Origin of the sequence: Mesorhizobium sp. LCM 4576, from assembly GCF_001854815.1 — a bacterium.
GTDB classification, from domain to species: domain Bacteria; phylum Pseudomonadota; class Alphaproteobacteria; order Rhizobiales; family Rhizobiaceae; genus Mesorhizobium; species Mesorhizobium plurifarium.
Window position 1 is genome coordinate 56,092 of the sequence record NZ_MDDT01000031.1, and the last position, 25,837, is coordinate 81,928.

Here is a 25,837-nt window from a genome sequence, read left to right on the forward strand (position 1 = left end):
ATCGCCGATGAGAGCGCCCCTCTCCCCGTCACTATACGGGGAGAGGATGCCGGCAGGCAGGTGAGGGGCAGCGCCAGCGATTTGACAGGTCGCGGATAAGTTCGAAACCTGAAGCGATTTTCCTGGTCAGGCGACGGCGCCAAGCGACCGCTGCAGGAATATGTAGCGCATCGCCGTCTGCGCCGCCTGGGGCCGGCGGTCGCCGCGCCCGCCATGGCCGCCTTCGGTCTCCTCGAAGAACAGCGTCCTGCCGTGGCCTGCCTCTTTAAGCCGCGCCGCCATCTTTCGCGCATGTCCGGGATGGACGCGATCGTCGGCGGTCGATGTCATCAAGAGCACCGGCGGATAGGCGACATCGGCCGCGATATGCTGGTAGGGCGAATAGGCGCCGAGCCAGGCCGCCTCCTCCGGCTTCGACGGGTCGCCATATTCGGCGATCCAGGAAGCACCGGGCGGCAATTCCGTGTAGCGCAGCATGTCAAGCAGCGGCACGTCGATGATGACGGCGCCGAACAATTCCGGCCGCTGCGTCAGCGACGTGCCGGTGAGCAGACCGCCATTCGAACCGCCCTGGATGCCGAGCTGCGCCGGCGTGGTGATGCCGCGCCTGACGACATCTTCGGCGACGGCCGCGAAATCGTCGAATGCGTTCTGTCGCTTGCCCTTCAGCGCCGCCTGATGCCAGGCCGGACCAAATTCGCCGCCGCCGCGGATGTTGGCCTGGACATAGGCGTTGCCCCTGTCCAGCCAGAGCTTGCCGCGAATGCCGGCATAGCCGGGCAAGAGCGGCACTTCGAAGCCGCCATAGCCGTAAAGCAGCGCCGGCACCGGCCCCTTCTGGTCGCGCCGCCGCACGACGAAATACGGGATCATCGTGCCGTCCTTCGAGCGGGCTTCGAACTGCTCCGAAACATAGGGCGAGGCATCGAAGCGGGCCGGCTGCGATTTCACCGTTTGCAGCGTCTCGCCATTGTCGTCCGACCAGATGATCGAGCTCGGCGTCAGGAAATCGGTGAAGGAGAAGGAGACGCTGGAGCCGAAATGCTCGACATGACTGATGCCGACATTGCCGTTGTCGGGCAGCGCGATCCGTTTCAGCGACCAGCCATCGGCGGTGCGGTCGCAGGCGATGACCTTGCCGCGCACATTGTCCATCAGGTTGATGAACAACCGATCCCGCGTCCTGGCGAGCCCGGCGATCGAAACGCGATGCGCAGGCGCGAGCACGGTTTCGAACGGCCYGAACGCGCCGCTCTCGATCCAGCGGTCGAAATCGAGGGAGTAAAGCCCGTCAGGCAGGCAGCACGTGCCGTCCGGGGTCGTCCAGGGGCTGCGYACGCCGAAGATCAGCTGTCCCTTGAAGATCGCCGTGTCGGTTGCATCGTCGGGCAGCGGAATGCGCCGGTTCTCGCCGGAAACCAGCCGCAGGAAACTGTGCGAGGTGAAGAAGTCGAGCGTCTTGCCGAGCAGCACATGCCGCTTGTCGCCGTCATATTCGACGCCGCCGCCGACCGCGAGATRCTGCTTCTCACCTTCGAAGATCGACGTTGCGTCCTCGAGCTTGGTGCCGCGCCGCCAGAGTTTTATCACGCGCGGATAGCCGGACTGTGTCTTGTCTTCCTCTTCGAAAGCAGCCGAGACGAGCACCGTGTCCTTGTCCAGCCAGGAAAAGCCCGACTTGGACGCCGGAGCGCGAAATCCGTCCTCGACGAAGGATTTGGTCGCGATGTCGAACTCGCGCATCTCGCTGGCGTCGCCGCCGTCGGGCGACATATAGAGCAGGCAGCGGTTGAAATCGGGATAGAGCCGGCTCGCCCCGCCGAATACCCATTTGATGCCCTCTTTCGCCGAGAGCTGGTCGAAGTCGATGATCGTTTCCCACTCCGGCTTCTCGGTCTTGTAGGAAGCGACGGGCGTGCGCCGCCACAGGCCCAGCGCATTGGTCTTGTCCTGCCAGAAATTATAGACGTGGCCGGCAAGCGCGGCCCCGACCGGGATATTGTCCTCGGCGGTCATCAGGTCGAGCGCGGTTTCGAAAGTCGCCTGGTAGGAAGGATCGCCCTGCAATTCGGCGACGGTGAGCGCATTCTGGCGATGAACCCAGTCCAGCGCTTCCTTGCCGTTGCGGTCTTCCAGCCAGAGGAAGGGATCGTCAGCGGTCAATTCGGGCTGGGTCTTGGTCATCGTGCTGGTCATGCGGGTCTCCATCTGGCGGCCCCGCCTACATCGCGTTCGCTGCGCCGATATTCAAGTGCCGTGGCGGGATCGGCTACAAAACCCGCCTGCGCACGACCGTCGCCGCCGCCAGCGCGGCGCAGATCGCACCCAGCGTGACCGGCAGGCCGGCGGCGCCGATGACATCCATCACGCTGCCGGTGAGCGGCGGGACGATGATGCCGCCAAGGCCCCACATCAGCGAGAAGGCGGCGTTGCCGGCGACCAGCGCCGAGCCGGTGAAGCGTTCGCCGAGCTCGATGATCGACATCGTGTAGATACCGTAGGAAACGGCGCCCCAGATGAAGACGCACCCCCAGATCAGCGGTGTCTCGATCAGCGCCGGCAAAAGCAGGCACCCAAGGATGGTCACGGCGACGCAGCCGAAGCGAACCAGGCGCGCCGTCAGCCTTTCGGCGAGYAGGCCGAGCGGCACCTGCATGGCGATGTTGCCGGCGATCATTGCCGACAGCAGCGCCGACATGCACGCTTCGGGAATGCCGTGATGCGTTCCATAGACCGGCAGTAGCGCCAAGATCGCCTGCTCGAAACCGGCCGCGACGACCACAGCCGACAGAAGCAGCCAGGCCAATGGTATGAAGCCTAGCATAGACACCTTGTTCTCGGGCTCATCGACCTTCGGCAAACGCTGTACAACGACCGCCAGGCAGGCGCCGCAGAAGACGAAAGCAAAAATGCCGACCAGGAAAGGCGGCCAGCCCTCGGTGCCGACGGCGAGCAGGCAGAGCGGCCCGGCCGCGAAACCCGCCGAGATGATAGTGGAATAGATGCCCATGACGCGACCGCGGCGCGACGGCGGCGCCAGCGCGATCACCCAGATTTCACTGAGCACATAGAGGGGATTGGTCACCACGCCGATCAGGAAGCGCAGCGGAAACCACAGATAGACATTCTGCGTCCAGCCGATCAGCGCCAGCACCAGTGCCGAGAGCGCCGCGCAGGTCAGCGCGGTGCGCCCTGCCCCGAAACGGCGCGCCAATCCCGGGATCAGCGGCGAGGACAGGATGAAGCCGACCGGCGTCATCGCCGCCGACAGCCCGATCACCGCCGGCGAAACGCCTTGCCGCTGCAGGATGAAGCTGAGCAACGGATAGGAAAGCCCTTGCGCGATGGCGAACACCGACACGGTCGCGATCACGCCGGTGATCGCGGCCCACTGCACCGTCTCGTCGCGCTCCGCGAGAGCCATCATTCCCGCTCCATTCGCTCGGAGGCTTAGCCGTTGTAGCCGGTTGCCGTAAGCCCCACCGCCGGCGAAAGCGGATGCTCCAGCCAAACCCTGTCAGGAACACTGGCGCTGCGGTGAGGCGCTCGCAAGCTCCCCTTCCGTCATGTCGCTTCCCTCGCCCTAGTGGTCGCCGCCTCCTCACCGGCAGCATTGCCGGCGGTCCATTATGCCGGCCAATTTCGCATTCTCACGAGGCTTTTCATGACTGCCGCCCTTCATCCCGCCGAACCGGCTCTGGCAACCGATCGCGCCCGCCGCGGCGGCCGCGCGGGCAAGCGCGCCGGCGGCTCGGCCGCCTTCGAGCAGCCCGCCTTCCGGCAATTGAAGAACCCGCTGACGCCAACCAAGCTGGTGTCCGACGACGAGCTGGAATCGATCCACCTCGCCTCGCTGCGCGTGCTGAAGGAGATCGGCGTCGACGTCCTGCACGAGGAAGCCCGCCGCATCATGAAGGCACATGGCGCGGACGTGCGCGACGGCTCGGAGCGCGTGCGCTTCGACAGCGACATGATCCTCGAGCTTGTCTCGCACTGCCCGTCTGAATTCACCCTGCATGCCCGCAACTCGGCGCACAATCTGCGCTTCGGCGGCAACAACCTCATCCTGTCGATGATGGCTTCGGCGCCGAACTGCTCCGACCTCGACCGCGGACGCCGGCCGGGCAACCAGGCGGACTACCGCAATTTCCTGCGCCTGGCGCAGATGCACAACATCCTGCAGTGCACCGGCGGCTATCCGGTCGAGCCGATCRACATCCACCCGTCGGTCCGCCACCTAGAGTGCATCCGCGACCTCGCCATGCTGACCGACAAGGTCTTCCACATCTATTCGCTCGGCAAGGAGCGCAACGTCGACGRCATCGAGATCACCCGCATCGCCCGTGGCATCAGCCGCGAGCAGCTGATGGCCGAACCGTCGGTCTTCACCATCATCAACACCAATTCGCCGCTCAAGCTCGACGTGCCGATGATGGAAGGCATCATCCAGATGGCGAGCATGGGCCAGGCCGTGATCGTCACGCCGTTCACGCTGTCGGGCGCCATGGCGCCCGTCACCGTCGCCGGCGCGCTGGTGCAGCAGAACGCCGAGGCACTTTCCGGCATCGCCTTCGCGCAGATGGTCAAGAAAGGTGCGCCGGTCGGCTATGGCGGCTTCACCTCCAACGTGGATATGAAATCCGGCGCGCCGGCCTTCGGCACGCCCGAATACATGAAGGCGCAGCTTGTCGGCGGCCAGCTCGCCCGGCGCTACAACATCCCCTACCGCACCTCCAACACCTGCGCCGCCAACACGGTCGACGCGCAGGCCGCCTATGAAAGCGTGTTCTCGCTCTGGGGCGCCATCCAGGGCGGCGGTAATCTGATGATGCATGGCRCCGGCTGGCTGGAAGGCGGCCTGCGCTGCTCCTACGAAAAGACCATCCTCGACATCGACCTTCTGCAGATGGTGGCTGAGTTCCTCACCCCGCTCGATCTCTCCGAGGACGCGCTCGGCTTCGACGCCATCCAGTCGGTCGGCCCCGGCGGCCATTTCTTCGGCACCMAGCACACGCAGGAGCGCTACAAGACCGCCTTTTATTCGCCGATCGTCTCCGACTGGCGCAATTTCGAGACCTGGACCGAGGCCGGCTCACCGACGGCGATGGAGCGCACCAACAAAGTCTGGAAGGAGCGCCTTGCCTCCTACGAGGAGCCCTATATGGATCCGGCCATCCGCGAGGAACTCAACGACTTCGTCGAAAAGCGCCGCGCCGAAGGCGGCGCGCCGACGGATTTCTGATCATCGTTCGACCGGGCAAATGCCCGCCATTCATCTCCCTTTCTGACTCCACATTGCACAAGACGGAACTATCTTCATGAAATCCCACGTAAAAGCGGTTGTCATCGGCGGCGGCGTCGTCGGCTGCTCGGTGCTCTATCACCTCGCCAAAGCCGGCTGGACCGACATCATGCTGATCGAGCGCTCGGAGCTGACCTCCGGCTCGTCCTGGCATGCGGCTGGCGGCTTCCATACGCTCAACGGCGACCCCAACGTCGCCAAGCTGCAGGCCTACACGGTCCAGCTCTACAAGGAGATCGAGGAGCTCTCCGGCCAGTCCTGCTCGCTGCATCTGACCGGCGGCGTCATGATGGCCGACACGCCGGAGCGCATGGACTTCCTGCGGCTCGCACATGCCAAGGGCCGTTATCTCGGCATGGACACCGAGCTGATCACGCCCTCGGAAGCGAAGGCCATGTTCCCGCTGATGGACGAGAAGAATTTCGTCGGCGCCATGTGGGATCCGGTCGAGGGCCATCTCGACCCTTCCGGCACCACCATCGCCTATTCCAAGGCGGCGAAGAAACTCGGCGCCGAGATCGTGCTGCGCAACCGCGTCGTGGACCTGACGCAGCAACCGGACGGCACCTGGAATGTCGTCACCGAGCAAGGCACGGTGCATGCCGAGCATGTCGTCAACTGCGGCGGCCTCTGGGCGCGCGAGATCGGCCGCATGGTCGGCGTCGAGCTGCCGGTGCTGGCCATGGAGCATATGTACCTCTTGACCGAGCCGATGCCGGAGGTCGAGGAATTCAACAAGTCGACCGGCCGCGAGATGATCGGCGTGCTCGACTTCAAGGGCGAGATCTACACCCGCCAGGAGCGCAACGGCATCCTGCTCGGCACCTATGAGAAGGCCTGCAAGCCATGGTCGCCGGTCAACACGCCGTGGGATTTCGGCCATGAATTGCTGCAGCCCGACATCGACCGCATCGCGCCGTCRCTGGAAATCGGCTTCAAGCATTTCCCCGGCATCGAGAAGGCMGGAATCAAGCAGATCATCAACGGCCCCTTCACCTTTGCGCTCGACGGCAACCCGCTGGTCGGCCCGGTGCAAGGCCTGACCAATTTCTGGTGCGCCTGCGCCGTCATGGCCGGCTTCAGCCAGGGCGGCGGCGTCGGCCTCGCGCTGTCGAACTGGATGGTGCATGGCGATCCGGGCTTCGACGTCTGGGGCATGGACGTCGCCCGCTTCGGCGAATGGGCCACCCTGCGCTACACCAACGCCAAGGTGCGCGAGAACTATTCGCGCCGCTTCTCGATCCGCTTCCCGAACGAGGAGTTGCCGGCCGCCCGTCCCGCGCAGACGACGCCGCTCTACGACACCATGCTCGCCAACAACGCGGTCATGGGCGATTCGTGGGGCCTCGAGACGCCGCTCTGGTTCGCGCCGAAGGGCACCGAGCCGAAGGACATCGTCTCGTTCCATCGTTCCAACGATTTCGGCCCGATCGGCGAGGAAGTGCGCGCCACGCGCGACAAGGTCGGGGTCACCGAGATCGCCAACTTCGCCAAATACGAGGTCTCAGGCCCGGGCGCGGAGGATTTTCTCAACCGGCTGATGACCAACCGCATGCCGAAGGTCGGCCGCATCGTGCTGACCCCGATGGTCAACGAGTTCGGCAAGCTGATCGGCGATTTCACCATCGCCAAGACCGGCGAGGACCGTTTCATGATCTGGGGCTCTTCCGCCGCGCAGAAATACCATATGCGCTGGTTCGAGAAGCACCTGCCCAAGGATGGTTCGGTGCGCATCCATCGCTTCGACCAGACGCTGGTCGGCCTGTCCATCGCCGGACCGAAATCGCGTGACCTGTTGCAGAAGCTGGTCGACGTCGACGTCTCGACCAAGGCCTTCCGCTTCATGGATTTCCGCGAGATGGCGGTCGGCGGCGCGCCCTGCATGGTCAACCGCATCACCTATACCGGCGACCTCGGCTACGAAATATGGATGGCCCCCGCCTATCAGCGCCTCGTCTACAAGGCGATCAAGGAAGCCGGCGCGGAATTCGGCATTGTCGACTTCGGCATGCGCGCGCTGCTTTCGATGCGTCTCGAAAAGAACTTCCCCACCTGGTTCCGCGAACTGCGTCCGATCTACGGCCCGTTCGAAGGCTCGATGGACCGTTTCATCAAGCTCGAGAAGAACGACTTCATCGGCCGCGAAGCGTCGGCCAAGGAGCATGCCGAGGGTCCGAAACTGCGCCGCGTTTCCTTTATCGTCGATGCCATCGATGCCGACGTGATGGGCGACGAGCCGATTTGGGCCAAGGTCTCCAAGGACTACGGCACGGTGGAGAAGCCGCACGGTTACRGCGCGCCGCGCTTCGATGAAACGGGCAAGGAAGTCCGCGGCTCGAAGGCCGCCGAAGGCGCTTCCGCCGTGCGCGGCATCGTCGATGGCGAATGGCGCGTCGTCGGCTGGGTGACCTCCGGCGGCTATGCGCATTACGTCCAGAAGTCGATGGCGCAGGGCTACGTCCCTGCCGCTCTGGCTGAGGACGAAAGCGCCGGCCTGTTCGAGATCGAGATTCTCGGCCACCGCCGCCCGGCCCGCATCAATGTCGAGCCGCCCTTCGATCCGAGCGGCGAGAAGATGCGGACCTGACGCGAGAGCAATTCCAAGAAAAGTGTGACACGGTTTCCCGCCCGGAATTGCGTAAAACAGATAGACAGAGCGGTTTGCCGTTTAGGAAACGGTGAACCGCTCTGGCGAATTGTTGGATTGCGCCGGTCGCCATGGCATGGTTAAGCCCGCTACCGGCGCATCAGCACGAGAAGACAATCCCCTTGCGGCAGCTTGAGAAATGGACCGATTGGCTCTGCGATGAACGGGTCGGTCCATTCAGTGCCGCTGTCGCGCTCGCCCTCCTCTACTGCCTGACACAGATCGCGGTGATGGCGCTGCTGTCCCACGTTGCGGGCACGGGCGTTGGTGTCGACGATTCCGAACAGCTGATGGAAATGCGGTTTCTCGCCGCCGGCTACGGCAGTTCGCAGCCGCCTCTATACACTTGGCTCGCCATGCTTGCGRCCTCGCTGGTCGGAACCAGCGTCCTTGCCCTCAAGATCGTCAAATACGGCTTGCTGGCCGCGGGGCTGGCCGCGTATTTCACCGCCATACGCCGCCTCGGCTACTCGAACCGCACTGCCGCCGCCGGCATGTTCGGGCTGCTTCTGTTTCCTCAGATCTTCTGGGAAATGCAGCACGCCCTCACCCACTCGGTCGCCATATTCTGCTTCACCTCGGTGCTGCTTCTGGCGCTGGTCGAGGTCGAGAAACGCCGATCGACCATCGCCTATGCGTTTTTCRGCCTGGCGACGGCGGCCGCGATGCTGTCGAAATACAACATCGTCATTTTCCTTGCCGCCCTGTTCCTGGCATCCCTCTCGGTTCGCGAAACGCGTGAGGCGATCTTAGATCGCCGTTTTCTGATCAGCCTGGCCGTGGCGATCCTGGCCTGCCTGCCGACGCTCTATTGGAGCCTGACGCATCTGGAAGATCTGCTCGCGCACCAAGGGGGCCTGGGYGTCGCCGAAGGCGGCAGCGTTGCGAAAACGGCACTTCTCGGCATCCGCAGGCTGGCCAACGCGATCGTCAATTTCGCTGGATTGCCGGTCGCGATTTTCGGCGTCGCCTATGGCCTGGCAATAAGAAAGCGGACGGAGCCGCCTCAGCCGGTAAGGTGGCCGGAAAAGCTGTTGTGGCGGGCGATCGTGCTTGGTCTGGTGGTCATGGTGACGGTCGTGCTGGCCGCCGGCATCACCCAGTTTCGCGACCGCTGGATGCTGCCCATCTTCATCCTCCTGCCCGCGGCCTTGGCCATGCGCTTCGAGRCCATGGGCCAGAGGGGCCGAACGACGCAAGCCACCATCGTCTTCGTCGGCGCGCTCCTTGCCGTCCTTGTGCTGCCGCTGAGCTGGTACATGCACCTTGAGGGCGGCGACAACCGCGGCAGCATCGTGCGGCTGGACTACCGGTCGCTTTACGACCAGATCAACGCCGACGGAGCGGTCAAGACCGTGGTCTCGAGCTGGTTCTGGGTCGGCAATCTGCGTCTGGTCGATGCCGACCTCATCGCGCTCGACGACGAGACTCCGGACTTCGCCCACTCGATCCGCGAGCCTGCGGTCCTTGTCCTGACCGACGACAGGGAATCGTCCTCGGATGTCTTCGAAGAATTGGCGAGGGCCGGCTACGCGATGGATACCGTCCATCGCACGATCGAGGTGCCGCAGGCGCTCGGCTTCCCGCCGCGCAAGGTCACGATCACCAAATTGCACAAGAAGACCGCGCCGTAAGATTCGGGGGGAACGAATGGACAAGCTAGGCTTTGGCCGTCACCGCAAGATCATGCCCTTCGAACCCGGCTCGGTCGAGTCGCTGCGCGAGGCCTCCCGCGAGAAGGCGGCCTCGCTCAACCAGCATGTGTTGGGCTATGGCGCGACAGCCGAAGCCGAGTGGGCGGYGGCAGGCATCGCCGCGCCCGATCTGTCGGCGATGYGCGGATACCGGCTGAAGCGCATCCGCGCCGAGCTGAAGCGCCGCGGCTATGCAGGCGCCCTGCTCTATGACCCGGTCAACATCCGTTACGCGACGGACTCGACCAACATGCAGCTCTGGGTCGCGCACAATCCGACACGCCACTGCTTCGTTGCCACCGAGGGCCCCGTGGTGCTCTTCGACTACTTCTCCTGCGAGCACCTGTCCGACCATTCGGGTGTCGTCGACGAGGTGCGCCCGGCCGTGTCATGGATGTATCTCTACAGTGGCGAACTGACCGATGAGAAGGTCCGCCGCTGGGGCGCCGGCATCGCCGAACTCGTTGCCGAGCATGGCGGCGGCAATCGCCGCATCGCCGTCGACCACATCAATCCGGAAGGTGTCGGGGAACTCGCCCGCCACGGCATTTCTGTCGGCAATGGCGAGGCGGTGATGGAGAATGCGCGCCTCATCAAATCGCCGGACGAGATCCTCGCCATGCGCCGCGCCATCGTCGCCTGCGAGGCGGCGATGGGCGAGATGGAAGCGGTGCTGAAGCCCGGCATCTCCGAAAACGAGCTCTGGGCGGAACTGCATCGCGGCAACATCGCGCGCGGCGGCGAATGGATCGAAACCCGGCTTCTGTCGTCCGGCCYGCGCACCAATCCCTGGTTCCAGGAATGCTCCTCGCGCGTCATCGAGAATGGCGACCTCGTCGCCTTCGACACCGACCTGATCGGCCCTTACGGTTTCTGCGCCGATCTTTCGCRCACATGGCTTTGCGGCGATCGGCAGCCGTCGAACGAACAGCGCGACCTCTTCCGCATTGCCGCCGATCAGATCGCCCACAACACGGATCTGATGCGGCCGGGCATCTCCTTCCGCGACCTTGTCGAGCGCTCGGCGGTGCCGCCGGACGATTGCTATCCGACGCGCTACGGCGTGCTCTACCATGGTGTCGGCCTCGCCGACGAATATCCGACGCTGCCGCATGCAAGCGATTGGACCGACGACACGCCGGATGGCGTGCTCGAACCCGGCATGGTGCTTTGCGTCGAAAGCTATATCGGCAGGCTTGGCGGGCGCGAGGGCGTCAAGATCGAGGAGCAGATCCTGATCACCGGGACCGGCAACGAGAAGCTTTCAGCTTACCCGTTGGACGAGCGGCTGCTCTGATCCGCTTTCGACAGAAGCGACGGCCTCGCGCATCATGGCAATGGTTTTTTCCGGTGTCGTCCTGGCGGTGATATAGGGCAAGCCCTTGCGCCGCGCCGTCCAGCCGACGACCTTCACGCCTTTCGCCGCCGGCTCGAAACGCTGCGCCAGCGCCCAGCTCTCGCAGTCGATGGCCGCGATATCGGCCCTGCCTTCCGCGACCGCCACGATCGATGACCGGTGGCCGCCGCTCTCGCCGCGCGAGGCGAAGATATCGAGGCTCTCTCCCATCGCCTCCAGGTCGCGCGTCAGAGCGATCACGCCGGACATCGAATCCGGGTTGTTGAAGATGAAGCGCTTGCCGCGCAGAAGCTCGAGCGGGATAAGGGCGTTGCCGTCATGCGGCGAGGCAACCGGCGCCTCGCCATCCGCGGCCATCACCAGCGCGCTGGAATAGAGTTCCCCTTGCCCGCCTTCGAACGCATCGTAATTCGGCTGCGCGACCACCTGCACATGCCGGCCGAGGCCGAGTTCCATCGGCCCCCAGCAGGTTTGTCCGAAAAGCAGCGCCGGACTGAGCCAAAGCTGATGAAAATCGAGCTCGTCCGCAGGCAGCGTCGCCGGGTCCGGCGCAATCAGCCTGCCGGCGTCATCGAGGATCCCGCCGGGCACCGGCGGCAGTTCGCGGTTGCTGCGCACGATCGTTTCCGGCGCATCGATGCCCCGTTGCCGGAAAGCGTCGCGCAGGCGTGCCCATTGCGCGTCGACCTCGCCGCGCGCTTCGGGCCAGTCATACATCGGCAGCGCCGCAACGAACTTGCTCATGTCGAACAGCTTTCAAAGACAGGCGACCTTCGGCGCCTGCGTTCCGCCGCGAAAAAGCGGGCGCGGAAAGTCGAAATTACTCTTTCGGCGGCTCGGCGGGAACTGGCGCCGTGCCAAGCCCGCTGACATTGCGCGCCCTGACGCGCGGCTTGAAGGCGCGGCCCGGCTCCGGCGCGCGGCGCAGCACCGGATGGATGACCGGCTCCTTGGCCTTGAAGGCAAAGGATTTGATCAGCGCGAAATAGTTCGGATAGATATAGCCGTTGTTCATCCGCAGCCACTCTTCGCGGCGATCGCGAAACATCTTCGGCAGTCTRTACCAGGCAACCGTCGGGCTCTTGTGATGCACGAGRTGCAGGTTGTTGTTGAGGAACAGCAACGACAAGGGCGAGCGCTCGACGATGATCGTACGCCCTTCCGGATGCTCCGACCACTGATGCTCGGCATAGGTGCGGACGGAGATCAGCGACTGGCCGAGCCACACCGGCACCAGTATGTAAAGCCAGAGCGGGATGCCGAAACCCAGAGTCACGATCGGCACAACCACGACAAGGCCGATAGCGTGCAGCAGCCAGGCGTTGCGGATCGTCTTGTCGCCGGCGGCAATCTGCCGGGCGTCGTCGATGAAGAAGCCGATCGACGACAGCCACGGGCCGAGAATGAGGCGGCCGACCATGGTATTGTTGAGCTTGAGCAGGAACTTCATCGTCGGCGGCAGTTCCTCATGTATCCAGAGCGCCTTGTAATAGCTTTCCGGATCGTCCAGCGGATCGGTCAGCCGTTCGTCGGCGTGGTGGCGAAGATGGATGGTCTTGAAGCGCCGGAACGGCCAGACAAGCCCGATCGGCAGGAAGACGAAGGCTTCGTTGATGCGGGCGCTGCGGGTGGGATGGYCGTGCAGCACCTCATGCATCAGCRACGATTGCAGGGCGAGGATCAGGGCCAGCGCGATCGAAGCGATCAAGGGGTGGGATGGCCAGAGCAGGAAGCCGATTGCGAACCATGCGCCGTAGCAGAAGAGCGCGAGCAATACCGTCGGCCATTCGATTGGCGGTGCGCTGCTGCGTCTCTTGTTCATGCCGGTATTCATGCTTGCCATGCTATCGACCACTGCCTTCCAGTCGCCGGAACCCCTCGATTCCTGACAACATTGTGTCAGGAGCCTCCCGTTACATCAACGCGACAAAGCGCACAAACTGTTGCGAATGCGCATTTTTGGCGGCATGTGTTATACATTGTAAACAAATATGGGGATTCATTTCCGCCTGAGCCACGTTCAGATCGGCTCCGACGCAAATTTTTCCTCTCGCAAGCAGGAGCGGCCTGATGGACAAGCGCGATCTATCGACGATCTTCCGGGAGCGGCTGAAATTGCTCTTGACACRCTCCGACCTCAACCAATCGGCCTTCGCGACGGCCGTCGGCATCGACCGTTCGGCGCTGTCGCAGCTGCTGTCCGGCGCCTCGACCCGCCTGCCCCGCGCCGAGACGCTGCTCAACATCGCCGCCGAATTCAAGGTGTCGCTCGATTGGCTGCTGGGCTTGAGCCACGACGAAGGCGTGACCGGCGAAATCCGCGAAAGCCTGGAGATCGAGGAGGCCCCCGACGGCTTCGACCGCACGCTGCTCGCCAAATGGCATGCCGAGGCCGCCGGCACCAAGATCCGCTACGTGCCTGCCGGCATTCCCGATCTTTTGCGCACCGAGGCGCTGATCGATTACGAGGCCGGCATTGCCAATAAGAACCGCGAGGCGCAGGCCGGTGAAACGCAATACCGCATCGACTATACAAGGCGGCCGGAGACCGACATGGAGGTCTRCATGCCGCGCCATACGCTGGAGATCTTCGCACGCGGCCTGGGCGTCTGGGATCGTTTCCCGGAAGCCGAAAGGCGCAAGCAATTGCTGCACATGGCGGCGCTGCTCGATGACCTTTACCCGACCTTCCGGCTGTTCCTCTATGACGGCCGCATGCGCTATTCGATCCCCTATACGATCTTCGGCCCCTACCGCGCCGCGATCTATGTCGGCGACATGTATATCGTGCTGAGCGCCACCCAGCCGATCCRCACCCTCACCAGCCATTTCGACAATCTGATCCGCGCCGCCGACATCAACGCGCATGAGGCAGCAAGCTTCACGCAGAAGCTGGCCGCAATGTCCTTCCCGTCAGGCTCTGTCTGATTGACGGTGCCGATATAATACTGACATCGGCTACTCGGTTGCCGTTCATCCTTTCAGGGAAAACCATGCAGTCATYGCGTCACGTCGTCGTTCCTCCTCAGTCGGGCCGTTCCATGYGCGTCGGGCGCGGCGATCTCATCCGCATCACCGATCCCAAGGGCCAGCAGGTCTCCGACCTCTGGGCGTTCTCGACAGGTGAAAAACTCGACTGGCTGAGCACGTCGCAGACGCGCGACATCACCGAGCGGCTGTTTCCAAAACCCGGCGACCATTTCTACAGCGCCGCCGGCAAGGTCATGCTGACGCTGATCGAGGATGGCTCGCCCGGACCGCACGACATGCTCTACCCGGCGTGCGACAGCGCGCTCTACGAACGCGCCGGCTTGCCCAACCACCCGAACTGCCGCGACAACCTGATGACGGCGCTTGCCGCGGAAGGCATCGACCTGCCCTTCGCGCCCGACCCGGTCGACCTCTTCCAGAATTCCTTGCCGCAGCTGGACGGCACGCTCGTCGTCGAAGCCTCCATCAATCCGCCCGGCGGTTACGTCACGCTGCGCGCCGAACAGGACCTCCTGCTCGTCGTCACCGCCTGCTCGGTCGACCATCACCCGACCAATGGCGATGCCTGCACCGAGATCGAGGTCGAGATCACGCCGGCCGCATAAGGCCTTCGCGGCCGCAAGCTCGTTGACTAGACATAAAGACTTCTTTATATCGTTATTTGAGTTCGAACACGAAAGCCACCGCCATGACCGCGACCAATCCGATTGACGCCCTGCTTGCCGAAAAGGGCGTGCTCCTGGCCGACGGCGCCACCGRCACCAATCTGTTCGCGATGGGCCTGCCGGCCGGCGAAGCGCCCGAGCTGCTCAACGAAACGGCGCCCGAGACCATTGTCAGCCTGCATCAGAACTTCGTCGATGCCGGCGCCGATATCATCCTGACCAACTCCTTCGGCGGCACCCGCCACCGGCTCAAGCTGCATCACGCGCAGGATCGCGTCCACGAGCTGAACAAGCGCGCCGCCGAGATCRCCCGCTCCGTCGCCGACAAGGCCGGCCGCAAGGTGATCGTCGCCGGCTCCGTCGGCCCGACCGGCGAATTGCTGGTGCCGCTCGGCGCGCTGACCTATGACGACGCGGTCGACGCCTTCGCCGAGCAGATCGAGGGCCTCAAGGCCGGCGGCGCCGAAGTCGCCTGGATCGAGACCATGTCGGCGCCCGACGAGATCCGCGCCGCCGCCGAGGCCGCCATCCGCGTCGGCCTGCCCTATACCTATACCGGTTCCTTCGACACCGCCGGCCGCACCATGATGGGCCTGCTGCCGAAGGACATCCACGCCGTCGCCGACGGTCTGTCGCAGGCTCCGCTCGGCGTCGGCGCCAATTGCGGCGTCGGCGCTTCGGATATCCTCGCTTCGCTACTCGACATGACCGAGGCGAAGCCGGAGGCGACCGTGATCGTCAAGGGCAATTGCGGCATTCCCGAATTCCGTGGCAGCGAGATTCACTATTCCGGAACGCCGGAGCTGATGTCCGATTATGTGCGGCTGGCGGTCGATGCCGGCGCCAAGATCGTCGGTGGCTGCTGCGGCACGTCGTTCGCTCACCTCGCCGCCATGCGCAAGGCGCTCGACGGCCACACCAAGGCGGAGCGCCCGACCATCGAGACGATCGTCGAGCGCATCGGGCCGATGCGCAACAAGACGGCAAGCGCTGTTGAACCCGGCGAAGGCCGGCGCGAGCGCAGGCGCAGCCGCGCCTGACAGGGCCTGGGTTATTTGCTGTTTTCGGCGTAGCGTGACAGCGCCGTATTGAAATCGACGACGTTCTCGGCGCTCATCGTCATCAGAGCGCCCGATGCGCCCGGATCGCTGATCTGTTCCAGCATGACGCGAAACCGGTCGTTGTTGAGCGCCGAAAGCGCCGTATTGCGGGCCGCATCGACATCGCTCCGAATGCGCGCCGATTCCGCCGAAGGCGCGGACGATCCCCGCACCGGCGCATTGGCCGCCGTCGCGTTCGCATTGCCGATGGTCGTGATATGCACTGCTGATCCCTCAAAATTCCATCAGCGCTGACTAACAGAAGCTCGTTGCGGCGAGGTTCCGGAAAAGCCGCGCAATTTAACGATTGCAAAAGGGCCGGCAGGATTTTCCTGCCGGCTTTTCGTTGGAGGTCACAACACTCTATTTGTTGCTGTCCAGCGATGAGGCCAGGCGTACCAGCGACAGGAATTCCGCCCTGTAGCCGAACGGATCGGCGCCGCGCGCGGCATTGGCGATCTCGGCGATCCGGTCGTAGCCGAAATTCGCGGTCTGATCTTCGTCGCGCAGCTTCTGCCCGAAGGCAGCGACGGCGACCGAGAAACGCTGGTCGGCGCCGGCCGCGTCGAAGGACTTGACCTCGTTGGCGGCGGTCACCGGGGTGGTGATCAGCTTCGAGACATTCTCGTCCGGCAGCTTATAGCGGATCTTGACGAAGGCATATTCGTCGGCATTGGCGACGCCGCCATTGTCGACCTTGGCCTGGCCGTAGCGCAGCGGATCGACCTGCTCGCCGCCGCTCCCCTTCGGCGTGATCTCGTAGAGCGCCGTCACCGAATGGCCGGAGCCGATGTCGCCGGCATCGACGCGGTCGTTGTTGAAATCCTCGCGCTTCAAAGCCCGGGTCTCATAACCGACAATACGGTATTCCGACACGGTCGCCGGGTTGAACTCGACCTGGATCTTGACGTCCTTGGCGATKGGGAACAGCGTCGAGGACGCGTCGTCGACCAGCACCTTCTGCGCCTCGGCAAGCGTATCTATGTAGGCAGCCGTGCCGTTGYCGTTCTGGGCGATGGTCTGCATCATCTGGTCATTCAGATTGTCGCGGCCGAAGCCGAACACCGACAGGAACACGCCGGTCTTGCGCTCCTTCTCGATCAGACGCTTGAGGTCGTCGTCATCGGTCTGGCCGACATTGAAGTCGCCATCGGTGGCCAGCATCACCCGATTGACGCCCCCCTTGACGAAGGACTGCTGGGCAAGCTTGTAAGCCTCGCGGATGCCTTCCTCGCCGGCCGTTGAGCCGCCGGGTTCCAGATTGTCGATGGCCGCAAGGATCTTCTGCTTTTCCGACGCCTTGGTCGGCATCAGCACCGTGCCGGCATTGCCGGCATAGGTGACGATCGAGACGGTGTCGTCGGCTTTGAGCCTGCTGACCAGGAGCCGGAAGGCGGATTTGAGCAGCGGCAGCTTGTCCGGCTCGTCCATCGAGCCCGAGACGTCGATCAGAAAGACCAGGTTGGCCTTCGGCTGCTCGGCCGGCTTCACGTCGAAACCCTTGATCGCGACATGCATGAGCTTGGTGTGCTCGTTCCACGGCGTCGGCATGACGGTGACCGTCGAGTTGAACGGCGTTGAAGCCGATTCCGGACCCTTCCAGTCATAAGGGAAGTAGTTGATCATCTCCTCGACGCGGACCGTGTCCGGATCGGGCAGAGCGCCTTCCTTCAGCGAGCGCCGCACGAACGAATAGGAGGCCGTGTCGACATCTATGGAGAAGGTCGACACCGGATCCTGCGCGGTTTCGTGGACCGGGTTGGTCTTGAAGGTCTCGATGCGGTTGCGGTTTTCCTCCCGCGGCTGCATCTGGTCGGCCGGCATCGGCGCGGGTTGTACCATCAGCCTGGAATCGGCGACGGCGGGCGGAGACGCCGGAATCGCGGCAGCTGCTCCTGCCGGAGCCTGGTCGGTCCTCGCGGCTTCATCCTTTGACGACGGCGAAAGTTGCATCATCACCCTGCCCGGCGAACCGGCCTTGCCGCCGGCGGCGAGCCGACCGCTTTCGGCAGGCGCGGGCAAAGCCTCGGGCGTCGCTTCCTGCTTGAGCAGGCTGTCGACCTCTGCCGCCGGCTTCGGCGCTGCGGGCGCCGTCTGCGAATTGGCGCGCGTCTCGGTGTCCGCGTCGGCCTTCTTCGCCTTCGCTGGCGCAGCCGCCAGCGGCTCGTTGATCGCCGGCTGTTGCGGCGCGAGCTTCTGCGCCACCGGCTTGTCGGCCACCGTCTCGGTGGCCGTGCCGTTGCCGCCGATGACCCGCGGCTGTTCCTTCAGCATCTCGAAAGCGGCATATCCGGCGATAGGCAGCGCGACCAGCGCGGTGATGGCCGGCGTGGTAATGAGTTTCCGTTGCATGATGTCTCTCCAGAGCTTTTGTGCTCGCTCCGTGAGACGAAGACCTGCGGGCGTTCCTTGGGGGATCGCAGAATTTTTTTCATCGAGGTCGAAGGCCTGCATGGCGGCCGCGAGCGTGCGCGCCTTCGCCTCGCCATCCGGCGCCGGTATAGCGATGTCGCGCAGCCTTTCGAGTTCGTTGTCGTCGACCATGGTCACACTTCCCCGGCTGAACGCATCAGCACCTTCAGCCGTTTCTTCGCTTCATGGATGTGCCAGGAAACCGTCGTCTCCGAGATCGCCATCACCTCCGCCGCCGCCGCGTGGTTGAGACCTTCGCCATAGACCAGCAACACTGCGTCACGCTGCTTGTCCGGCAGCATCCGCACCGCAGTCCATAGCGCCTCGGACGGATCGTCGGCCTCGGCCGATGCTTCACCMGCGATCGACGCATAGGCGCCATAAGCATCGGTCTTGGCGGCGTCGCGGGCACGCTTTCGCATCATGTCGCGCGAAGCATTCAGCGTCATGGCATAGAGCCATGTCGTGAAGGCGCCATTGCCCTGATAGTCGCGGATGGCCCGGCCGAGCCGCACGCAAACGTCCTGGGCGATGTCCTCGGCGTCGGCTTTGCGGCCGCACCAGCGATAGGCGGCGCGATAGACGAAGCCATAGTGCCTTTCGAGCAGTTTGCCGAAAGCCCCCCTGTCTCCGCCCCTCGCCCGCCCGATCAATTCGGCATCGGAGGCTTCGCTGTCGTCCAGCATCATCGCCGTCATTTGCCTGTTGGACGAAGGCTAATGGCCAATCCTTGGGGCGATGGAAAGATTTTTTTGGGGAGGCATTGGGCGCGATGGACGAGGTGCGTCGAGATTCGGGTCAGGCCGAGCCGAAAATGGTGGTTTCCGAGAACCGGAGCGGAGCGTACTTAAAGTACGTGAGCACCGGAAGCGCAGGAAGCCGCCATTTGTAGGCCGGCCTCACCCGAATATCGGCACACCTTATCCCAGCGTCTCTTTGAAGAACGTCGTCAGCCGCTTCCAGTGCCGCTCGGCGCCTGCCTCGTCATAGACGCTGTGATCTTTGATGCACCAGCCATGGCCGACGCCGACATAGTTCTCGATCGTGTGGTCGACCTCTGCCACCCTGAGCGCCTCCGCCAGCCGCRCCGACTGCTCGGGCGGGAAGCTGCGGTCGATGCCGGYGACGCCGATATAGACGCGAGCCTTGATCGAGGCCGCCTTGCGGTGCGGACTGTCGGGCGCGTCGCTGGCGAGATTGCCGCCGTGAAAACTCGCCGCCGCGACGATACGGTCGGGATGGGTAGCCGCCGCGTTCAGCGCCCGCGCGCCGCCCATGCAATAGCCGACGACGCCGACCGGCCCGTCAATGCCTTCGGCCGCGAGCGCGTCGAGGAAGGCGGCGTTGTCGCGAATGGTCATCTCCTGCGTCGTGCCGGTGACCAGCGCCATCAGTTTGGCCTTGGTTTCCTCCACTGTGAAGGCGGTCTTGGCGTCGAACGGGCCGTAGGGCGCGTTGCGGTAAAACAGATCGGGCACCAGCACGGCATAGCCGTGACCGGCGAGCCGCTCGGCCATCTCGTCGAGCACCGGACGTGGCCCGAAGGCGTCCATATAGAGGATGACGCCGGCGCTGGCCTTGYCGGACGGTCGAAAAAGCCCCGCCTTTGCCTTGCCGTCCCTGGTCTCGAACTCGATCTGCTTTCCGGCCATGATGCTCTCCGTTGCGTACCGCGCGTTAGATATCGGCACGCGCCGTTCCGGCAAGCCATTCCCGGAGCGCATTGTTCAAGATTTCGTGCGAACGGCGGCTCCTCTCGTCACAGCCTGGCAAAGGCCGCCATGTGAAAGGCCTGCACCTCAGGCGGATAGCGATAGTCCGTGCCATAGGGGCAGGCATTGCGGTCCAGACAGCCGCCGCCGCGGCAGGGCTCGCCTCGAGCTCCGCGCACATGGCCAAGACAGGCTTCATGCRCAAACCCCTGCACGGAATAGGCGTCCACCGGACAGGATTTCAGGCAGGGTTTTTCGACACATGTGTCGCAAAGATGAATCGATGCATGAGGTTCGGGAATGGAAATCCCGTCCTCGAACAGCAATGCGCCGCGATAGGCATGCCAAAGTCCATAGGTCGGGTGCATGAGGATGCCGAGCGGCGACGGCTTCAGCCTCTCCGCCCGCAACGCCCATTGCTGGAACGGCAGATAGGGCCGGTCGGAAGGCGAAACGGCGCGGGCGCCGAATTCTTGCGCGACCGCGCCGATCACCTCGCGTGACCAGCTGTCGAGCGGATTGGCGATGTCCCTCGCCTGTCGTTCCCGCCAGCGCTGAAAATGCTGCCAGGGCGCCGCACCCGCCTGTCCGATGAGCAGCACCGATCTGGCCGGCGCGCCGTAAAATCCGGCAGGCACCGTCTCATCGTCGCCAAAGCTGAAACCGCCGCGAAGGATCAGACCGTTGGCCGCGAGCGCGGCCGCAATCTCCTCGACCGTGCCGCGCGAAAGAATCATCCCTTCCGGTCCGGGTCGGAGAACGCGCTCCGCCAGACTTCCTTGTGGATGATGTTGGCGACTTTAGCCCGGCCTGACTCGGGCTCCTTTCACGTGAAGGCGTCGGCCATCGAGCCCTTCTTCTTGGCGATGAAGTCCTTCAGCGCCTCGTCGATGGCCGGATCGAGATGCGGCGCCTCGTAGCTTTCCAGCCARCGGCGGGCGAGCTCGTTGGCGCGCTGCGGCGCGGTCTTCTCGCCTTCCGCCAGCCACTGCTCGTAGGAATTGTTGTCGGYGATGTTGGAGCGGTAGAAGGCGGTCTGGAAGTTCGCCTGCGTGTGGTCGCAGCCGAGATAATGGCTGCCCGGCCCGACCTGGCGGATGGCATCCATCGCCTGGCCGTTTTCCGACAGGTCGACGCCCTCGCAGAATTTCTGCTGCATGCCGAGCTGGTCGATGTCCATCATGAATTTTTCGTAGCAGGAGGCGAGACCGCCCTCGAGCCAGCCGGCCGAATGCAGCACGAAATTGGTGCCGGCGAGGATCGTCGAGTTGAGCGTGTTGGCGCTCTCATAAGCCGCCTGCGCGTCCGGGATCTTCGAGGCGCAGAGCGAACCGCCGGTACGGAACGGCAGGCCGAGCCGCCGCGCGAGCTGTGCCGCGCCGTAGGAGACCAGCGACGGCTCCGGCGTGCCGAAGGTCGGCGCACCGGACTGCATCGAGATCGACGACGCGAAGGTGCCGAACAGCACCGGCGCGCCGGGCCGGATCAGCTGCGTGAACGAGGCGCCGGCGAGCACTTCGGCCAGCACCTGCGTCAGCGTGCCGGCGACCGTGACCGGGCTCATCGCGCCGGCCAGGATGAAGGGGGTGACGATGCAGGCCTGGTTGTGGCGCGAATAGACTTTCAGCGCGCCGAGCATGGTCTCGTCGAACACCATCGGCGAGTTGGCGTTGATCAGGCTGGTCAGCACCGTGTTGTTCTCGACGAAGTCGTCGCCGAACACGAGCTTGGCCATAGCGACCGTGTCCTCGGCCCGCTCCGGCGCCGTCACCGAACCCATGAACGGCTTGTCCGAGTAGCGGATATGCGCGTAGATCATGTCGAGGTGGCGCTTGTTGACCGGCACGTCCACCGGCTCGCACACCGTGCCGCCCGAATGGTGGATCGACGGCGCCATATAGGCGAGCTTCACGAAATTCTGGAAATCCTCGATCGTCGCATAGCGGCGGTTGCCGTCGAGGTCGCGCACGAAGGGYGGGCCGTAGACCGGCGCGAAGACGGTCGCGTTGCCGCCGATCTGCACCGAGCGTTCCGGGTTGCGCGCATGCTGGGTGTAGATCGAAGGCGCGGTCTTCAAGAGCGAGCGGCAGAGACCCTTGGGGAAGTGCACGCRCTCGCCCTTAACGTCGGCGCCGGCCTCCTTCCACAGCGCCAGCGCCTCGGCGTCGTCACGGAAGATGATGCCGGTTTCTTCCAGCACCGTGTCGGTGTTCTTCTCGATCAGCGCCAGGCCTTCCTCGTTGAGGACCTCGTAGACGTTGATCTTGCGCTTGATGTAGGTGAGCTGGGTGCCCGGACCGCCGCCCGAACGGGCTGCACGGCGTGCCGCCGCGCCGCCGCTGGCGCCGCGTCCGCGCCGTCCACCCGACGCTTCCTGCTCGACTGCCGCGTTATCGCTCATGATCGTTCYTCCTATAACTTGGCCTGAATTGGCTGGGGCGGCCCATCGTCGCCGCTTCTTGCCGGATCGTAGCCATGCACCCTATTGGAAACGGCCAGCCAGCGCCAACGCCTGTCGCAAAATCGACAAGAAAAGCGCCAATTTTTCAGTCGCTTTCCTTTTGCGGGAAGTCGCAAATCAGCTATGGCTAGCTTGCCCTCGCGGGTTAGGTATTGGCGCATTGATTTTTAGGCTGCCGCAGTGGATCCGAGCAGCAAGGAGCCCGAGAATATGTCCGACGACGAGATCATCCTTTCCGAGCTTTCCGACGACGAACTCGTGCAGCAGATGCATGACGACCTCTATGACGGTCTGAAGGAAGAGATCGAGGAAGGCACCAACATCCTTCTGGAGCGCGGCTGGCAGCCTTATACGGTGCTGACCGAAGCGCTGGTCGAGGGCATGCGCATCGTCGGCGAGGACTTCCGTGACGGCATCCTGTTCGTGCCGGAAGTGCTGCTCTCGGCCAACGCCATGAAGGCCGGCATGGCCATCCTGCGTCCCCTGCTTGCCGCTACCGGCGCGCCCAAGCAGGGCAAGATGGTGATCGGCACCGTCAAGGGCGACATCCACGACATCGGCAAGAACCTCGTCGGCATGATGATGGAAGGCGCCGGCTTCGACGTCATCGACCTCGGCATCAACAACGCGGTCGAGAAATATCTGGACGCCATCGAGCAGCACCAGCCCGACATCATCGGCATGTCGGCGCTGCTCACCACCACCATGCCCTATATGAAGGTCGTCATCGACACGATGAAGGAAAAGGGCATCCGCGACGATTATGTCGTCCTGGTCGGCGGCGCGCCGCTCAACGAGGAATTCGGCAAGGCCGTCGGCGCCGATGCCTATTGCCGCGACGCCGCGGTGGCCGTCGAGACGGCCAAGGATTTCATGAAGCGCAAGCACAACGTTCGCGCTTCCGCCTGACCCAAGGCATCAGGATGGATCGAGAAGAAAAGCCGCGCCTTGCAGCGCGGCTTTTTTGTTCCCAGATGATGGACGAGGCTGCCGATCAGTTGACAGTGTCTTTGACCGCCCTTGCCGTCGATTTGACGTCCTTGCCGACGCCCCGGATGGTGTTGGCGCAGGYGGTGAGTGCAAGCGCGCAAGCCAGGATGGCGATTGGCGCGATGCGTAGCAGTTTCATGGACGGTGTCTCCCTCGACAGATATTAAGCCCCGCAGCGAAAGCCGGCCCGACTTGGTGAAGACGCAAAAAACGGAACCGAATCAAACAGACAGGCTGCTCGTCATCGCCTGCGGGATGATTGCGCGCGAAGTTTTGGCCGTCAAGCAACAGCTAAAGCTCGACCATCTCGAGCTGACCTGCCTGCCGGCCGAGTTCCATTTCTATCCGGACCGCATCGCGCCGGCGATGGACAAGGCGATCGAGAAAGCCAAGGCGGAAGGCTACCGGCAGATCTTCGTCGGCTACGCCGATTGCGGCACCGGAGGCCTGCTCGACCGCGTCATCGAGAAACACGGTGTCGAGCGCATGGCCGGGCCGCATTGCTTTGCCTTCTACCAAGGCGCGGAGGCCTATGCGAAGGTCGCCGACGACGACATGATGTCGTTCTACATGACCGACTTCCTCTGCCGCCAGTTCGAGGCCTTCTTCATCAAGCCGCTCGGCCTCGACCGGCATCCGGAGCTGATCAAGGATTATTTCGGCAACTACGAGAAGCTGATCTATCTCGCCCAGACCGACGATCCGGAGCTCGACAAGGTCGCCGAGAAAGCCGCGGCCATGCTCGGCCTGGTGTATGAACGCCGCTCGACCGGCTATGGCGACCTGACCAGCGAATTGGCGCGGGCGGCACGCAGCACCGCCTGAGAAGGCTGGCCTTCAGACCTCCGCTTCCAGCGCGGCAAGCACGTCGGCAAAGCTCGTCTTGCAGACGAAGCCCAGTCGCTCCCGCGCGCGCGACGGATCGTAGACGCGGTCGATCGACGAAAACATCGTCCAGCCCTTCTTCGCATAGAGCCGGGGATAATCCGGGAAATAGCACGCGACGACGGACGGCGCGTCCGCGATCAGCTCGGCGCAATCCTGCGGCCTGAACGGCGTCGGCGCCGAGACGATGAAGACRTCAAAACCCAGGCTCGGCCCACTCCCCAACGCCGCGACATGCGCCTCGGYCGCGTCCTCCACCGTCAGCCTGCGGAACAGCAATTCGTTGGCCTTGGTGTTGGCGTCCGATTGCTCGATCGCATGCGCCATGTCGTCCGCCTCGGGAAAGAAGCGCGCGGTGCGCAACACCACCACCGGCAATCCGTGTTCAAGGTGGTAGAGGCGGCACAGATGCTCGGCCGAAAGCTTCGTCACGCCATAGATGTTGCGCGGCTCCGGCGACATCTCCTCCGTCAGCCAAGCGGCCTTGCGCGCGCCGCCCTGGAAGCYGGCGCGGATCGCCTGCGAGATCATCAGCGACGTCGTCGAGGTGAAGACGAAGCGCTCGATGCCGCAGGCCACGGCCGCGTCGAGGAGGTTGAGCGTCCCCTGGACGTTGGTTGCAACGAAATCCGTGTTCTCGAAATGCTCGATGTTCGGCTTGTGCAGCGCGCCGCTGTGAATGATGGCCTCGATGCGATTGTCGCGGACAGTTCCGAAGACCAGGTCGCGGTCTGCGACCGAGCCGACGACTTGCGTGCGCGCCGAGAGAACCGGATCGAGACCGACCACCTCATGGCCGAGCGCTTCCAATCGTGGCTGGAGCGCGCTGYCCAGCCATCCGGACGATCCCGTGAGCAATATCCGCATCGATCGAACGCCATTTTTTCCGAGCACACGCTGTTAAGCACGGATGACAGGCGAGCGCGAACCGGTAAGTTGTGCGCCGGTGACGAAAAGAACTGTTCCAGCCATCGATTTGAGGAAACGATTTCATGACCCCTCGCCTGCTTTTTGCCGTCTTCGGCCTCATCGCCCTCACCTTGCCCGCCCATGCCGACGGCGAAGTGCAGAAGCTGATCACCGCCGCCGACAAGGCGCGGCTGGATAAGTATGGCGAAACGCGCAAAGCGGCCCTCGAAGAGGCCAAGGCCGGCAATCCCTCCGAGGTCAAGCAGTTGGATGACCTGCTCGCCAGGCCGCTCGTCGCTTTCTCAGACAAGGACCTCACCGGCAACTGGAAGTGCCGCACCATCAAGGCGGGCGGCATCAGCCCGCTCGTCATCTATGGCTGGTTCAAGTGCAAGGTGACCGACGACGGCTCCGGCTGGCGGCTTACCAAGACCAGCGGCTCGCAACGCACCACCGGCCGCTTCTTCGAYGATGGCGAGAAGCGCTCGATCTATCTCGGCTCTTTCTCGGTGAACAACGACAAGGCGAAGCCCTATGGCAGCGGTCCCGAAAGCGACCAGGTCGGCTACGCTTTCCGCAACAGCGCCACCGAATGGCGGATCGAATTCCCCGCGCCCTATTACGAATCGAAGCTCGACATCATGGAATTCAAGCGCTGAGCCGGGCTTTGGCGGCTGACCGAACGCCTCCGGCACACCAAGGATTAACCCGC

22 protein-coding genes are annotated in these 25,837 nt (G+C 63.8%); 10 read left to right on the plus strand and 12 right to left on the minus strand.

The window, feature by feature from the left end; genetic code table 11:
* Nucleotides 1-126 precede the first annotated feature (126 nt).
* Together LCM4576_RS19695 and LCM4576_RS19700 are read right to left on the minus strand one after the other, a co-directional pair.
* Nucleotides 127-2,196, minus strand: coding sequence for a prolyl oligopeptidase family protein (locus LCM4576_RS19695; protein WP_071034096.1), 2,070 nt, complete (start codon nt 2,194-2,196; stop codon nt 127-129).
* Between the two features lie 73 nt (nt 2,197-2,269).
* A complete protein-coding gene (locus LCM4576_RS19700) occupies nt 2,270-3,427 on the minus strand; it encodes an MFS transporter (RefSeq protein WP_407067386.1) in 1,158 nt (385 codons plus the stop codon).
* A gap of 237 nt (nt 3,428-3,664) precedes the next feature.
* Here LCM4576_RS19700 and LCM4576_RS19705 point away from each other — a divergent pair, with 237 nt between their 5' ends.
* The 4 genes from LCM4576_RS19705 to LCM4576_RS19720 all read left to right on the plus strand — a co-directional run bounded on the left by LCM4576_RS19705 (nt 3,665) and on the right by LCM4576_RS19720 (nt 10,940).
* Nucleotides 3,665-5,242, plus strand: a complete 1,578-nt coding sequence (locus LCM4576_RS19705) for a trimethylamine methyltransferase family protein (RefSeq protein WP_071034098.1) — start codon at nt 3,665-3,667, stop codon at nt 5,240-5,242.
* 76 nt (nt 5,243-5,318) lie between these two features.
* Nucleotides 5,319-7,889, plus strand: coding sequence for an FAD-dependent oxidoreductase (locus LCM4576_RS19710; protein WP_071034013.1), 2,571 nt, complete (start codon nt 5,319-5,321; stop codon nt 7,887-7,889).
* A gap of 182 nt (nt 7,890-8,071) precedes the next feature.
* Nucleotides 8,072-9,583, plus strand: coding sequence for a glycosyltransferase family 39 protein (locus tag LCM4576_RS19715; protein WP_157901221.1), 1,512 nt, complete (start codon nt 8,072-8,074; stop codon nt 9,581-9,583).
* A 16-nt stretch (nt 9,584-9,599) separates the two neighbouring features.
* Nucleotides 9,600-10,940, plus strand: coding sequence for a Xaa-Pro peptidase family protein (locus LCM4576_RS19720; protein WP_071034017.1), 1,341 nt, complete (start codon nt 9,600-9,602; stop codon nt 10,938-10,940).
* Here the strand turns inward: LCM4576_RS19720 and LCM4576_RS19725 are convergent.
* A complete protein-coding gene (locus LCM4576_RS19725) occupies nt 10,908-11,744 on the minus strand; it encodes a phosphate/phosphite/phosphonate ABC transporter substrate-binding protein (RefSeq protein WP_071034019.1) in 837 nt (278 codons plus the stop codon). The two genes, LCM4576_RS19720 and LCM4576_RS19725, sit on opposite strands and share 33 nt — an antisense overlap.
* Before the next feature lie 76 nt (nt 11,745-11,820).
* Entirely contained in the window at nt 11,821-12,822 is a 1,002-nt protein-coding gene (locus LCM4576_RS19730) for a fatty acid desaturase (RefSeq protein ID WP_198540273.1), read from the minus strand.
* A gap of 248 nt (nt 12,823-13,070) precedes the next feature.
* On the opposite strand from LCM4576_RS19730, the gene LCM4576_RS19735 reads away from it, so the two are divergent.
* From LCM4576_RS19735 to bmt, 3 genes are all read left to right on the plus strand, one after another.
* Entirely contained in the window at nt 13,071-13,928 is an 858-nt protein-coding gene (locus tag LCM4576_RS19735) for a helix-turn-helix domain-containing protein (protein ID WP_071034020.1), read from the plus strand.
* 65 nt (nt 13,929-13,993) lie between these two features.
* The gene (locus LCM4576_RS19740; protein WP_083361443.1) at nt 13,994-14,596 is read left to right on the plus strand and encodes a DUF1989 domain-containing protein; all 603 of its coding nucleotides are present in this window, start codon (nt 13,994-13,996) and stop codon (nt 14,594-14,596) included.
* An 83-nt stretch (nt 14,597-14,679) separates the two neighbouring features.
* Nucleotides 14,680-15,696, plus strand: a complete 1,017-nt coding sequence (bmt, locus tag LCM4576_RS19745; protein WP_071034024.1) for a betaine--homocysteine S-methyltransferase — start codon at nt 14,680-14,682, stop codon at nt 15,694-15,696.
* A gap of 11 nt (nt 15,697-15,707) precedes the next feature.
* On the opposite strand, the gene LCM4576_RS19750 is transcribed toward bmt, so the two are convergent.
* From LCM4576_RS19750 to LCM4576_RS19775, 6 genes are all read right to left on the minus strand, one after another.
* Nucleotides 15,708-15,980 carry a hypothetical protein gene (locus LCM4576_RS19750; RefSeq protein WP_071034026.1) on the minus strand — a complete coding sequence of 91 codons (273 nt, stop codon included), beginning with the start codon at nt 15,978-15,980 and terminating at the stop codon, nt 15,708-15,710.
* Nucleotides 15,981-16,119: 139 nt separating this feature from the next.
* On the minus strand, nt 16,120-18,300 hold the full coding sequence (locus tag LCM4576_RS19755; protein ID WP_071034027.1) for a VWA domain-containing protein: 2,181 nt from the start codon (nt 18,298-18,300) through the stop codon (nt 16,120-16,122).
* A 2-nt stretch (nt 18,301-18,302) separates the two neighbouring features.
* Complete coding sequence (locus tag LCM4576_RS19760) at nt 18,303-18,866, minus strand: RNA polymerase sigma factor (protein WP_040981864.1); 564 nt, start codon at nt 18,864-18,866, stop codon at nt 18,303-18,305.
* Between the two features lie 222 nt (nt 18,867-19,088).
* A complete protein-coding gene (locus tag LCM4576_RS19765) occupies nt 19,089-19,820 on the minus strand; it encodes a dienelactone hydrolase family protein (RefSeq protein WP_071034028.1) in 732 nt (243 codons plus the stop codon).
* 107 nt (nt 19,821-19,927) lie between these two features.
* Nucleotides 19,928-20,617 (minus strand): 4Fe-4S dicluster domain-containing protein, encoded by a 690-nt coding sequence (locus LCM4576_RS19770; protein ID WP_071034029.1) that lies wholly within the window; start codon nt 20,615-20,617, stop codon nt 19,928-19,930.
* Between the two features lie 89 nt (nt 20,618-20,706).
* Complete coding sequence (locus LCM4576_RS19775) at nt 20,707-22,281, minus strand: trimethylamine methyltransferase family protein (RefSeq protein WP_071034030.1); 1,575 nt, start codon at nt 22,279-22,281, stop codon at nt 20,707-20,709.
* A gap of 270 nt (nt 22,282-22,551) precedes the next feature.
* Here LCM4576_RS19775 and LCM4576_RS19780 point away from each other — a divergent pair, with 270 nt between their 5' ends.
* Nucleotides 22,552-23,250 (plus strand): B12-binding domain-containing protein, encoded by a 699-nt coding sequence (locus LCM4576_RS19780; RefSeq protein ID WP_040982454.1) that lies wholly within the window; start codon nt 22,552-22,554, stop codon nt 23,248-23,250.
* Nucleotides 23,251-23,335: 85 nt separating this feature from the next.
* On the opposite strand, the gene LCM4576_RS34940 is transcribed toward LCM4576_RS19780, so the two are convergent.
* Nucleotides 23,336-23,470: an entericidin A/B family lipoprotein gene (locus tag LCM4576_RS34940; RefSeq protein ID WP_083361444.1), complete on the minus strand. Its 135-nt coding sequence runs from the start codon at nt 23,468-23,470 to the stop codon at nt 23,336-23,338.
* A gap of 53 nt (nt 23,471-23,523) precedes the next feature.
* Here LCM4576_RS34940 and LCM4576_RS19790 point away from each other — a divergent pair, with 53 nt between their 5' ends.
* Nucleotides 23,524-24,156: a DUF1638 domain-containing protein gene (locus LCM4576_RS19790; RefSeq protein ID WP_040981874.1), complete on the plus strand. Its 633-nt coding sequence runs from the start codon at nt 23,524-23,526 to the stop codon at nt 24,154-24,156.
* Nucleotides 24,157-24,168: 12 nt separating this feature from the next.
* On the opposite strand, the gene LCM4576_RS19795 is transcribed toward LCM4576_RS19790, so the two are convergent.
* On the minus strand, nt 24,169-25,083 hold the full coding sequence (locus LCM4576_RS19795) for an NAD(P)-dependent oxidoreductase (RefSeq protein WP_071034034.1): 915 nt from the start codon (nt 25,081-25,083) through the stop codon (nt 24,169-24,171).
* Between the two features lie 125 nt (nt 25,084-25,208).
* On the opposite strand from LCM4576_RS19795, the gene LCM4576_RS19800 reads away from it, so the two are divergent.
* Nucleotides 25,209-25,784: a DUF4893 domain-containing protein gene (locus tag LCM4576_RS19800; protein WP_040981878.1), complete on the plus strand. Its 576-nt coding sequence runs from the start codon at nt 25,209-25,211 to the stop codon at nt 25,782-25,784.
* Nucleotides 25,785-25,837: the final 53 nt, after the last annotated feature.